Here is a 12,551-nt window from a genome sequence, read left to right on the forward strand (position 1 = left end):
ATTTCATTTATTGCTGAAGCCGCTGATATAACCCTGAGCTTCGCGTCAACGCTTTACTCATCGCCATTTTTAGCACTTGTGGTTGAGCCACTAAATCAAAATACTGTTTGGCGCGGGTGATCCCCGTATAAACCAACTGACGATTGACCCCAATTTTAGCTTGCTGCTGAGGCGGTAACATCATCACAGTATGAGCAAATTCAGAGCCTTGCGATTTATGAATCGTCATTGCATAGACTTTTTCATGTGCTGGTAATCTGGCCGGATAAAAATATCGCGCTTGCCCACGCTCTCCCATAAAGACCGCCTTTAACTGGCCCTCCTGATCGGGCATGATAATACCGATATCCCCGTTAAATAATTGCAGCTGATAATCATTTTGACTAATCATTAGCGGCATCCCCACATAATGACGATGTGATGGAGTGATTTTACCCATCCGCGCCAACTGCGCTTCGATTTCGCTATTGAGTTTGCTGACCCCATAATTGCCTTCACGAACTGCGGCCAATAATTGATATTGTAAAAATGCATCATGAACCGCACTCGGCTCAGCCTGTTGTGCAATCAAATCTAGATAGACACTATAAGCTTGTGCGCAGCGAATAATCGCAGCTTTGTACTGGGTCGATAAGTCATAAAATGTCAGTTCTGCAAAACCTTGTTTTTCAATCTCAGCCAAGAGGGCTTTATCGTTGCTATTGACTGCTTTTGCTAACTGGCCGATGCCACTGTGTTGATTGAAGCGATGGCTCTTTTGCAAAAAAGCTATGTAGTCAGCCAACTTATAAGTGGTTGGCTGACTTTGTAATTGCTCTGAACCTGATTGGCAGCATAACTGATTTAACGTGGCCACTTGCTCAGTTGAATACGCAGGCGGTTGCCCAAGCTGTAAATCTTGGCAAATATCCGCCAAAACATTCCCAGTATCGACCGAGGTGAGCTGATCTTTATCACCTAACAATATCAAACGCGCATGGCTGGGTAACGCTTCAACCAATTTTGCCATTAATGCTAAATCCACCATCGAGGCTTCATCAACAATTAACACATCAAGGTGTAATGGATTACTTTTGTTATGGCGATACTTATTAGATTGAGGGATCACCCCCAGTAAGCGGTGAATTGTTTGAGCTTGCTCAGGAATGACATTCGCCAATTGTTCGCTCAGCCCTAGCTTAACTTTGGCATCCCGAATTGACTCACTTAAACGCGCAGCCGCTTTACCTGTTGGTGCCACCAATTTAATGCTGAGCGGCACCGATAAATACAAAGATTGTAAAATTGCCAATAACTTAGTCACTGTGGTTGTTTTACCTGTACCAGGCCCTCCACTAATCACACAAAAGGCATTGAGCACGGCCATGGCACAAGCGACTTTTTGCCAGTCAATTTGTGCACTGGGTTCAAAAAATTGATCCAATAAAGTCTTCAAGGCTGTTTTGTCGATCGCAATTTTTCGCGATGTCATGGCCAATAAACTCTGCGCCAAAGTGGCTTCATAGTCGGCATAGCGGGCAAAATACAAGCGCTCTTCAACCAGGCGTAATGGTTTGTCTTCTCCGACCGCGTCATGTTGCATAAGTGCGTTTATGCAGCTTTGTGTATCAGCAAAAGGCGACCATGGCTCAGATAAGTTAAACGGATTATGCCAATCAATCTCTGATAAAGTTAAACACGTATGCTGTCGCGCGTTGGTATTGCTGAGCAATAACACAATATAAAAAAGCGGATCTGATTCATTCCTAACAAGTAACTGCGCGAGTTCAACATCCAGCGGGGTGATTTTTTCTTGTTCTAATAATTGATTAAACATGCGCAACCACCTCTTGATGTCTTTGGCTGTCGAAAATCGCATCGAGTTTTAAAATCACCTCAGTATCAACTTGTTTAAAATAAATGCCTTGCTGCGTAGGTAAACCGCGTAAAAATAAGTAATATACGCCGCCTAAATCTCGCTCAATTTGATAGCCTTTGATGCGCTGTTTAAGCAAACGATGCAGGGCAACACTGTATAATAAATATTGCAGGTGATAATGATGGGATTGCATGACCTGCTCCATATTCTCAAGATTATAATCGCTGCCCTGATCCCCTAAATGATTCGATTTATAGTCGAGCACATAATATTGATCCTGCCAGACAAAAATTAAGTCGATGAAACCTTTGAGTAAACCAGAGATAGTTTCAAAGCGAAGGTTATTTCGAATGGCGCTGTCATCGGTCACCAAATCAAGAATTTGATTGATCTGCACCGGCGATAAACCCGAGATAGGTAAATAAAACTCCATCTCGATTAAACATTGACTCATCGGCAATTGTGACAGTGATAACCCTTGCTCGTTGAGCGGGCAGCTTAAAATACTTTCGACCCACTTGATTGCCGTCGGCTGCCACTTTTCATCGATGCCATATCGGGCTAGTTGCGTTTCAACCACGTGCTCTAAGTTTTTAGTCGCATCGGATGGATGCTGGTGAGGGTGCTGAAAATCGATTTCCTCAAAAATTGCATGCAAGCAACTACCAGGTTTCGCCCCTTTTGGAAAACTAAACTCGTTTAATTGCAGTTGTTCTTCTTCCCCTTGCCAATCGAGCTCATGGCTCTCGTCTTCAAATCCTGGTGTAATATGTTCTGACGCTTGATTATGAGTCAGCGCACTAAAACTGGTGAGTCGCCAATCTCGCTCAATTCGCCCTTTAAATTCTTTACATTGATACAGTGTGTGCTGCGCGTGTTGTGATAATTGAGTAGTCTCTGTAACGTCACTAAAATAGTGCACTGTCATGTCATCGCTGTGCTCAGCAACAAAGGCGTTTAACAAGGCATGCCAATCTTCGGCAGAGGTTAACTCTTTGCCTGCAAATAATAGGTGGCCAAGAGCGCTGCGCTGGATCATCATTCGTTTGGTATTGCCAACGGCTAAATTGTACATGCCGATATAACACTGATGTACCGGGCGAGTCAGCGCGACGTATAACAAGCGCAAATCTTCTGCTAGGCGCTCTTTTTCGCTTAACGCCTGTGATTCATCATCTTTGATCAAATTATAAATAAGCTGATTATCTTGGTGATAAATTTGCTCCGAAGCCTCTCTAAAACCAACCGCAAACGGCATAAAGACAATCGGGTACTCGAGTCCTTTTGACGCATGCATAGTGACAATTTTGACTAATTTAGCATCACTTTCTAACCTAAGTTGTGTGCTGTCACCGTCGTTATCAACAATACTTTGCGCCAGCCAGCGCACCAGCCGTAAACTGCCCTCGAGCTCTAATTGCTTTTGCTGCAATATTTCAGACAAATGCCTAAAATCAGTCAACCAACGCTCCACGGGTAAATCGATGGATTGCCACAGTCCCGCGAGGTTATTGCGCATCAACAGTCGCTCCATCATCGCCATCGCCCCTTTTTTATGCCAAATATCACTTAATTCGGCAAATAAACTCAGGTAATGCTGCCAAGCCTGCTCGTCTTCATTGAGTTGAAATATTTGTTGGTAGCTGAGGTTAAATAATGGTCCGGCGAGCACGCCCCGGTACGCAGCTTCATCATATTGGCCATGCAATGCGGTTAAGAAATTAAGAATATGGGTTGCAAGCGCAGTACTGAAAATGCCATCTCGGGCTAGATAAACACTGGCTATTCCTGCCTGTGTTAAAGCCGTTTTCATGGCCGATGCCTCAATTCTGTCGCGGACTAAGACACAAATATCAGCGGCTTCAACGGGCTGCCCTGCAATCAAGGCTTCCCCTTGCTGCGCTTTGAGTAATAACTCAGCAATTTTTTGGCTAAATTGGGTGGCTAACAACGGCATTGCATAGGCTTTGTTGGTTAGAGGTTTGTCATGCTCAAGGACACAAAACGCCAACGCTTTGACCGGTTGTTTATCTATGACTAATGCCTGCTCTGGGCTTTTACCATGAGCTTGCACCGTCAAAAAGGGGATCGCTTGGTTGAAAATAAAGCTGTTATCATGGTGACTAAATAACGCATTGACACCGTTTACAATGCCCTGACTTGAACGCCAGTTTTTCGCTAAGGTATATTGTTGCTGGGTATCGACCCCTTGTTTAGCATCAATATAGGTGAAGATATCAGCGCCACGAAAGCCATAAATGGCTTGTTTTGGATCGCCTATCATTATGAGCGAAGCCGCTTGATTTAAAAAGATTCGACTGAAAATTCCATATTGGATCGGATCCGTATCTTGGAATTCATCTATCATGGCAACTGGGTAACACTGTGCAATTTGTGTTGCCAACGCCTCTCCCCCTTCGCTCATCAGTGCTTGATAAAGGTAAGTGAGCAAATCATCTGGGCTAATTAAGCTCAAATCTTGCTTTTTAGTTATGAGCGCCTGTTTTACCCACAAAGCGGCATCTTGAGCAATCGCAAGTGGCAGCCCTTCTTTGATTGCTTGTCGTAAATGACTTAACTGACTAAATTGCGCACACAAAGGGTGGCTAAAGCGTTGACCATTTTTTTTGTACATGTCGTCTTGGTCAAACGCGGCTTGCGACCAAGTCTCAAAAGAATTTTTGGCCGAGCCAAAACTAAAGTCTTGCTCATCACTTTGACAAAATGCCACCAGCGCATCGAGATTCGCCGCTTTGGCTGCCGCTTTGTTTTTCTTAATATCTGATTTAGCTATTTTCGCTGCAAAATCACTGACTAAATACTCTTGTTTAAAGTGTTTTAATGCACTGTGATAGTCATCTTGCAGTTGCCACATTTGCGCAAGGTTATACTGTGGGATCACAGTCGCAGTTTGCCTTGCCAATAAGCTAAATACTTTTTTATATAAGCTCTGCGGAGCCGGATAAAGGTTTAAGACTGTTTGGGTTTTTTGTTTATCTAATTGATAAACAAACACACGCCAATAATCTTTTAATGCCTCGAGTAATAACTCTGACTGATCAAGAATAAAATTTAAATTAAACGCCACCCCAGATTCGAACGCATGCTGTTTGAGCATGCGCTGACAAAAACCATGAATAGTGAAAATAGCGGCATCATCCATGGATTTTGCTGCGGCATCGAGTAAAGAATACGCCCACTTAGGATCGCTGATCTGGGTCAAAATTTCAGCTAACAATGGATCGTGACAGGGCGCGCCCATTAATGCATCTCGGGCATCAATAATGCGCGTACGAACGCGGTCACGAATTTCAGCGGTGGCTGCTTCTGTGAATGTCACCACTAAGATCTGCTCAACACTGAGTGGTTCATTGTTGGGCTCTGAGGTTTGTAGCCCCAATAATTGCCGAATATATAATGCGGTAATAGTGTAGGTTTTACCCGTACCCGCACTGGCTTCGATTAAGGATGCGCCTGTCAACGGCATAGTTACAGGATTAAGCACTTGCATGTTTTGTCTCCTCTATTTTGTCGACTAAAGGCTTAAGTAGCGTGTCACTCCAATAAATAAAGGCGTCTTGATGGGGGCTAAGATCACTAAAATCCAACGCAACATAAGGGTTTTCAGCTTCGCCTGCCCCAATGTACTGACCACCGGAAAATTTACTCATCGCTTTGCCAAAATCTTGCTCTTGGGCATACAGTAACGAGGCCACAGGAAAAAATGGAATGGGTCGCTGTAGGCTTTCTCGATAAAGCGCTAGCCACTGCTGCAATGCGTGCATCGCTTCATTGGCATCAATGGTATCAAACACACATTCGCTATCGAGGCCAATCACCCATGTTTGTGTGACGGCCTCACTAGCACTGGCCACTAAGTGATACAAATACGCTTTAATTTTGTCTTTCGCTTTAATGGTGGCACTACGATAAAACACTTGTTTTCTATTAACAATTTGGCTCAACCAACCTTGTAATCGACACGCTCCTAATTGCACGTTTACTTCTATCGGCTCATCAAATTGCGTGACTTGATGGGCCCGCAAGCTAGTAATCATATTACTGATACGAGTTTGCATTTGATCATAAGTCAGTGCCCCAACATGGGATAAAGGTAAATCACCCCGTTGCAGTATTTGCTCACTGTTGAGGGGCTTATCGTGTAGCGCCGCTTCGAGCATTTCATCAAGATAAAAATAGCGATGTAAGTGATTAAGCGAAAAAGGCTCTTCGTCTTTGTTGATTTCATCAAACTGTGCAATCTTCACACCCAGAGTATTACGATAGAAACTTTCTTGAACTTGGCAGAGTGAGCGCACAAATGCAGTGAGCTCTATGTCGTCACTGATGGGCATTATAATCTCTGGAGCGCTGGGCTGCGGCTCATAGGACTTAATTTGCCACGTTGGATTATAACTTTGTGGCTGCTGTGAATAATAAGCCGGATTAAAAGGTTGTAAGTGGTGCTGAGTGATCAAGTTAGCAGGAAAAATAGGCTTGCCTGCCATTTGCGGCTGATAAAAACTGCGCGTTAAATACTCAAGTAACTCACTGACTAACACTGACGGTACTCGCTCACTGTTATCAAAGCACGAACGACCAATATAACTAATATACAGATGCTCACGCACACTGAGTAAGGCCTCTAAAAAGAGGTAACGATCGTCCAATTTACGAGAGCGATCGCCTTTTTGTCGCAAACTATGGGGCAATAGGTCAAACCCCATAGGTTGAACACTGCGCGGATAATCCGCATCATTGAGGCCGAGCATACAGACAACTTTAAAAGGCACTGAACGCATCGGCATCAGTGTACAAAAGTTGACTTGGCCAACTAAAAAACGTTGCCCAACACCACTTTGGTTGAGCCCTTGTTGAATCAACGTCACGATGACCCGCTGCGAAACAAGCCCTTTGTAGTCGTTATTTGCATCGTGTTTGGCTAAATCAGCTATTACACTATCGAGTTGCAATAAATCCCATGATTGTTCGGAATTTTGATCATAAAACGCGGTTAATAATTGCTGCAGAATATCGGCTTTTTCGCCTAATGTTGCATCAGGCGTTAAGCGCTGTTTAAAATCAGCCAAGGCGCTAATAAACTGTACTAACTGTCCAAGTAACCCAGCGGCCATTCCTTCAACTTGGTCGGCCGGATAAATCCCTTGAAAGTCACAATCTTCGTTGCGTTGTACAACCCCTAATAACAAACGCTGCAGACCATGGCGCCAGGTATTGAGAGAAAACTGAGGTTGGTCAAGCTCCCCTTTATGATCAGCATCGAGCGCCCATTTCACCCCAACTTGTTCAAGCCAATAACGAATTTGATCCAGCTCACTGGCATTAATGGCAAACTTTTCTGCAATCGTGTTCACTTGCAGTAAATCGAGTATTTCAGATACGCCAAAACGACTAAATGGCAACCCGACTAATTGCAGAAAACTTGTCAGTATCGGCTTTTCTTGCGCGATGGCTAAATCGGCCAATGCATAGGGAATATACCGCTCTTGGGTTGCTGAGCCAAAAACGGCTTCAATATAAGGACTGTATGCGCCCACATCCGGCATCATCACAATAATGTCTTTAGGTGTTAACGTGGCATCGGCACTAAATAAATCAAGCAAATGGTCATGCAACACTTCCACTTCACGCAAGGGCGTATGACAATCAGCAAAACGAACACTGCTATCATGCTCAGCCACGGCAATTTTGCCTTCATCACAAATATACCAACTGGGATCATCTGCTAAAGATTCCCCCTTAAAGGCCAGCTGATAAATTTCTTGCTGGATAGCGCCGAGTAAATGACGCGAAGTAGGCTCGATAAACAAATCATGCCACTGTGCATCTTGTTGCATCAACTGCTCAAAATAATCCCGACCCAGTTTCCCCCAAGATGACAAAAGCGGATTCCCGACAAAATAATATTGCTGATCTTGTGCGGTAATATTCGGTTTTTTGGCGTATTTTACCTGAATTTTGGCTAAAGTTTTTTCATCGACAATATCGCCCCAATAATGCTCGCTTGGGTTAAAGAAATATAAATAAACAGGGATCCGCTGGGCTAATGCATTAAACACCGCTAATTGGGCGTTGGGTAGCGCCGAAATACCAAAAATACTGATCCGCTCTGGTAGTGCTGAACGGGGTGCGTTGGCTAATGCTTCTAATAATGCGTCATGCATATTGGCACGATGATAATGACTTTGTCCGAGCTCTTGGGTGTATTGCACTAGTTTGCGCCATAAACTGGGTTGCCACGGGGCATGGCTAATAGACACATCAGAGAGCTCATCGGTGCCTTCTTGCCAAATGGCGAGCCAATGTGGACGATACATCAAGTATTGGTCATACACATCGGCAATTTTTTCACATAAAGAGAACAGTTTTTGCTGCGCATTATCGTTCGCGAGATACCGCTGCAACGGTGAAAATAATGGATCGTCTAAGCAAGTGGGTAACAAGGCAAACAACTTCCACGTTAAATTGCTTTTATTAAATGCAGATTCAGCAGGCACTTGGGGTAACAGTTGTTGATAAAGACGCCACGTGAAACTCGACGGCAGTGGAAAATCGATTTGCGCCACCACGCCGTGCTGCTCAGCAAAACTCACTTTAAGCCACTGCGCCATTCCCGGTGACTGCACCAAGATGATCTCTTGCTCAAACACCGTATTTAATGGTTCATCAGTCAAGAGCTGCGCCATTTGTTGTTCGAGTACTTCGAGTCGATTTGATTGAATAATATGCAGCATCTAATTTGCATCCGTCAAAGAGAGATTCCAAATGCCAGTGTAAATTAAATCCCTGAAAATCTTAATGACTTTTCGCATAATCCCTCACTTTTGTGGCGCGATAAACCCTCATGCATTATTTATTGGTCTAATAAATAATGCTACTATTGACGGCTACTTGTCTTATCTATTTCTTTTGGGATCCGCGAATGAAAATCATCTCGTTTAATATAAATGGCCTGCGTGCCCGCCTTCATCAATTACAAGCGATTATTGACAAACATCAACCTGATGTTATCGGCCTACAAGAAATAAAAGTCCATGATGAGGCTTTTCCTATCGAAGATGTCGAAGCTATGGGCTATCACGTTTATTTTCATGGACAAAAAGCCCATTACGGCGTGGCTATGTTATGTAAACAAGCGCCTATCTCTGTTGAAAAGGGATTTCCAACAGATGACGAAGATGCCCAGCGCCGTATGATTACTGTGACCGTTGAAGACAAACATGGCCAACCAGTCAAAATTATGAATGGGTATTTCCCACAAGGGGACAATATTAGCCATGAAACTAAATTCCCGTATAAACGACAGTTTTATAAAGATTTAATGACTTACCTTGCCAATGAAGATGCCAACAGCCAGCTTGTGGTGATGGGTGACATTAATATCTCCCCGACCGATTTAGACATTGGCATTGGCGATGTAAATGCAAAACGTTGGTTAAAAACAGGTAAGTGTTCATTCCAACCAGAAGAACGCCAATGGTTAAGTGATTTACTGAATTGGGGTTTTGTTGATACGTTTCGTGCCCTTCACCCTGACACAAGTGATCGTTATTCGTGGTTTGACTATCGCTCAAAAGGCTTTGATGACAATCGTGGCCTGCGTATCGATGTGGTACTGGCAACAAAAGGATTGGCTGAACGCTGTATTGATGCTGGTATTGACTATGAATTACGAGGGATTGAAAAACCTTCAGATCATGCCCCTATTTGGTCCGAATTTAACTAATCACTCTTGGGCGTGACGCAACCTTAGTTCACGCCCAACAACATGGTCACTCGCTATGCCAATATTTGAATCTTTTTGCATCTTACTGTATCTCGCGGTGTTGCTTTTCGCGATAAACAAACTGACATGGACTCAATTATTGACTCATTCCACTTTGCAGCACTGTGTGCTGGCCTCGAGCGTTATCATTGCAGGGCTTTGGTCAGTTAAAGCAGGTATTTACCCACAATTAGAGGTGCATTTATTAGCGATGTGCACTGTGACGTTAGTGTTTGGCTGGCGGTTTGCCGTGCTTATCAGCACGCTTGCTCTGGTGTTATTAACCCTTTTTGATGTAGTGCCAATGTCACAGATTGGCCTCTATGGGCTCACAACGGCCATTATGCCCATACTAATCACTTATGCAGTCTTTTTACTTTGCTACCATTTTTTACCACGCCATGTATTTGTTTATATTTTTATTGGTAGCTTTTTAACTGCAGCATTGACCGCTGTGGTGCATATTTTAACAAACTCACTGCTGTTTTATGCGCTGGCTCAATATGATTGGCCGACTATTTTTGATAATTACACCGTGTTAGCTGCCCTCATTTGGTTTCCTGAGGCGACCATTAATGGCATGGTCATAACGCTGCTGATTATTTACCGCCCGCACTGGGTCAAAACCTTTTATGATAAGGACTATTTAGCACAATGACGATGGCTTATCGCTGCCCTATTTGCCAGCACCCACTCACATTACACGACAAAACCTTACGCTGTGAAAACAAGCATAGTTTTGATTATGCTAAAGAAGGGTATGTGAACTTGCTGCCTGTTCAACACAAAAAATCGAAAGATCCGGGTGATAATTTAGATATGGTACAAGCTAGGCGTGCTTTTTTAGCCTCAAACCATTATCAGTTTTTACAACAAGCCATTGCGCAGCAACTAAGCCATTTGCCCGCAGACAGTACCGTTATCGACTTAGGCTGTGGTGAAGGGTTTTATACTCAGGCACTCAAGCAACAAGCTCAGACATGTCAGGTGTATGGGGTCGATATATCAAAACCTGCAGTGAAATATGCCGCAAAACGCTACCCAGATTGTCATTTTAGTGTTGCATCCATTGCACAAACACCTTTTGCAGATGGCACAGCGGCAGCCCTTGTCAGTGTTTTTGCTCCCCTGTTTGACAATGAATTAGCCAGGCTCGCCCAAGTACCAGACTCAGGCCAATCAGCGGGGATATTGCTAGTTGCAAGCCCTGGCCCTTGGCATTTGAAAGAACTAAAAAGTATTATTTATCAAAATGTTGAACAGCATACTCCTATTGCGTGCCCACAAGGGTTTATGCAAGTAGAGCAACAAGTTCTCACCCATCACGTCACTCTTGAAGTCGATATGGCTAAGCACCTCGTTATGATGACGCCTTTTGCCTGGAAGTTTCGCCCTGAACATTGGCAGGCACTGTCGCAGCTGGCGCATATTAACGTTACACTCGAGTTTTATCTCACTCGATTTGAACGAGTTGGCAACATTCCCTCTCTCCTCGATTCAGTGTAATAGGCTGTAATAGTCGAATTGCATCTTTGTTATACAATTGATTGGGTTATCAAAGGGAGAACAAAGATGCATTGTGACATTGCTTTATCCAATGATTTATACGCCTATCTTGTATCGCAGGAGTGTTCGAGCAACCCGCATAACATCAATGTTAAACTCCCCTATTTTTTAGAACACCTCACAATGAATTGGTACTGTCATCTCCATGTACACGGCAACACCAAAACAATTATCGCGATAGATAAAACCAGCCAATATATTTTAATTTTGCCTTTTGAGCAGACACCCTCTTTTGAATTATTTACAGACACCTTTATTAATGCGTGGAAAGAGGAATTATGGTGGTTAATCATTTATGAAAATGTACTGACAGATTTAGGCCATCAAGAATTTAAGCGTTCAATCAAATCTCAGCCTGTCACCTGTCAGTTTTTAGCCAGTGATGGCACTGTGTTGCCCGATAACCTGCAAGAAGCAATCACCGAAATAGAGGATGCTTTAGCCACAGCGTACGCGCAAACCTTAGATAAACATCAGCAAATTGAACTGACATTTAAGTTAAATCAAACTGAGCGAACAAAGCTCAAAAAAGGCACTTTGTGTCGTTTTTTCCCAAGCGTTAAATTGATTGAATTTGCCCTTGCCGGCTTTTATCGTCACCATCAAAAAAACATCAATCAACTTATGAACTCACAAGGGCAGTTTAAAGAACCTATTAGTGTCGCTGCAGATAATATAATTTCAATCAAAGCGTATTTAGAACAAGAACAGCTCAACTCGAATCAAGGTTGAGCGTGTCTCAAAGTGCGGACTAGAAAATTTCCTTTGTAAAAGCCTGATCCATTTTTTCAAACATTTCTTTTAATAAGTGGGCAAGCTCGTAAAAACGAGGTTGTGCACGGGTCACTGTCGGTTGATAGCCATTCTCTTGCATTTTTGACTGTAATTCTCGATACCAAGACGCTAAAGATGGCGGTAATGTGGTATTAGCCCGTTTGCCTAACCAATATAAACCTTGTAATGGCATCGATAATAAAAATAACGCAAAGGTTAAGGCTTGAGGTAAAAACTGGCTGCCAAAAAACTGTACTTGTACAAAAATACTGAACACCGCCAACATAGGCATGACTTTCAATGCTAATTGAGTCGCTTTAATGACACGACGTTCAGGAAAAATAGGAGCTAAGGCCACATTGTTTGGCCATATTTTGCTGTATTGCTGACCATCGTTGAGCTGAGACATAATACTTTTTTGCATAGGGACTCCTCAAATGATCCTAAACATTTAACCTTATGCGATAACTTAGGTTAAAATTACCTCTTAGATAACTCAAGTGTACCATAGTCTCACAACACTGCATGAAAATGCAGGCATCTCGTGGCTTTTTTTTCGCTGGTACA

The 12,551-nt window shown here is 43.2% G+C and carries 8 protein-coding genes; 4 read left to right on the forward strand and 4 right to left on the reverse strand.

Features of this window, described 5'->3' with window-relative positions:
- Nucleotides 1-7: 7 nt before the first annotated feature.
- Genes recD through recC form a run of 3 tightly spaced genes read right to left on the reverse strand, consistent with a single transcriptional unit; the run spans nt 8 to nt 8,613 of the window.
- Nucleotides 8-1,816, reverse strand: coding sequence for an exodeoxyribonuclease V subunit alpha (gene recD / locus PULV_RS07455; RefSeq protein ID WP_193331347.1), 1,809 nt, complete (start codon nt 1,814-1,816; stop codon nt 8-10).
- A complete protein-coding gene (gene recB / locus PULV_RS07460; RefSeq protein ID WP_193331348.1) occupies nt 1,809-5,369 on the reverse strand; it encodes an exodeoxyribonuclease V subunit beta in 3,561 nt (1,186 codons plus the stop codon). Before recB ends, recD begins: the two co-directional genes overlap by 8 nt.
- A complete protein-coding gene (recC, locus tag PULV_RS07465; RefSeq protein ID WP_193331349.1) occupies nt 5,356-8,613 on the reverse strand; it encodes an exodeoxyribonuclease V subunit gamma in 3,258 nt (1,085 codons plus the stop codon). The genes recB and recC overlap by 14 nt, the downstream gene beginning before the upstream one ends.
- 188 nt (nt 8,614-8,801) lie before the next feature.
- Here recC and xthA point away from each other — a divergent pair, with 188 nt between their 5' ends.
- The 4 genes from xthA (at nt 8,802) to PULV_RS07485 (ending at nt 11,942) form a co-directional block, all read left to right on the forward strand.
- The gene (xthA, locus tag PULV_RS07470) at nt 8,802-9,605 is read left to right on the forward strand and encodes an exodeoxyribonuclease III (RefSeq protein WP_193331350.1); all 804 of its coding nucleotides are present in this window, start codon (nt 8,802-8,804) and stop codon (nt 9,603-9,605) included.
- A gap of 55 nt (nt 9,606-9,660) precedes the next feature.
- Complete coding sequence (locus PULV_RS07475; RefSeq protein WP_193331351.1) at nt 9,661-10,302, forward strand: energy-coupling factor ABC transporter permease; 642 nt, start codon at nt 9,661-9,663, stop codon at nt 10,300-10,302.
- The gene (rlmA, locus tag PULV_RS07480; RefSeq protein WP_193331352.1) at nt 10,299-11,150 is read left to right on the forward strand and encodes a 23S rRNA (guanine(745)-N(1))-methyltransferase; all 852 of its coding nucleotides are present in this window, start codon (nt 10,299-10,301) and stop codon (nt 11,148-11,150) included. Before PULV_RS07475 ends, rlmA begins: the two co-directional genes overlap by 4 nt.
- A 66-nt stretch (nt 11,151-11,216) precedes the next feature.
- Entirely contained in the window at nt 11,217-11,942 is a 726-nt protein-coding gene (locus PULV_RS07485) for a hypothetical protein (RefSeq protein WP_086742271.1), read from the forward strand.
- A 19-nt stretch (nt 11,943-11,961) separates the two neighbouring features.
- Here the strand turns inward: PULV_RS07485 and yfbV are convergent, their stop codons facing one another.
- A complete protein-coding gene (yfbV, locus tag PULV_RS07490) occupies nt 11,962-12,408 on the reverse strand; it encodes a terminus macrodomain insulation protein YfbV (RefSeq protein ID WP_086742272.1) in 447 nt (148 codons plus the stop codon).
- Nucleotides 12,409-12,551: the final 143 nt, after the last annotated feature.

The sequence above is a fragment of the Pseudoalteromonas ulvae UL12 genome (genome assembly GCF_014925405.1).
In the GTDB taxonomy this organism is placed as follows: domain Bacteria; phylum Pseudomonadota; class Gammaproteobacteria; order Enterobacterales; family Alteromonadaceae; genus Pseudoalteromonas; species Pseudoalteromonas ulvae.

Excerpts from the sequence above, each read along its gene's own strand:
- recD (WP_193331347.1), bottom strand. The coding sequence starts at position 1,816 with ATGTTTAATCAATTATTAGAACAAGAAAAAATCACCCCGCTGGATGTT.
- recB (WP_193331348.1), bottom strand. The coding sequence starts at position 5,369 with ATGCAAGTGCTTAATCCTGTAACTATGCCGTTGACAGGCGCATCCTTA.
- recC (WP_193331349.1), bottom strand. The coding sequence starts at position 8,613 with ATGCTGCATATTATTCAATCAAATCGACTCGAAGTACTCGAACAACAA.
- xthA (WP_193331350.1), top strand. The coding sequence starts at position 8,802 with ATGAAAATCATCTCGTTTAATATAAATGGCCTGCGTGCCCGCCTTCAT.
- PULV_RS07475 (WP_193331351.1), top strand. The coding sequence starts at position 9,661 with ATGCCAATATTTGAATCTTTTTGCATCTTACTGTATCTCGCGGTGTTG.
- rlmA (WP_193331352.1), top strand. The coding sequence starts at position 10,299 with ATGACGATGGCTTATCGCTGCCCTATTTGCCAGCACCCACTCACATTA.
- PULV_RS07485 (WP_086742271.1), top strand. The coding sequence starts at position 11,217 with ATGCATTGTGACATTGCTTTATCCAATGATTTATACGCCTATCTTGTA.
- yfbV (WP_086742272.1), bottom strand. The coding sequence starts at position 12,408 with ATGCAAAAAAGTATTATGTCTCAGCTCAACGATGGTCAGCAATACAGC.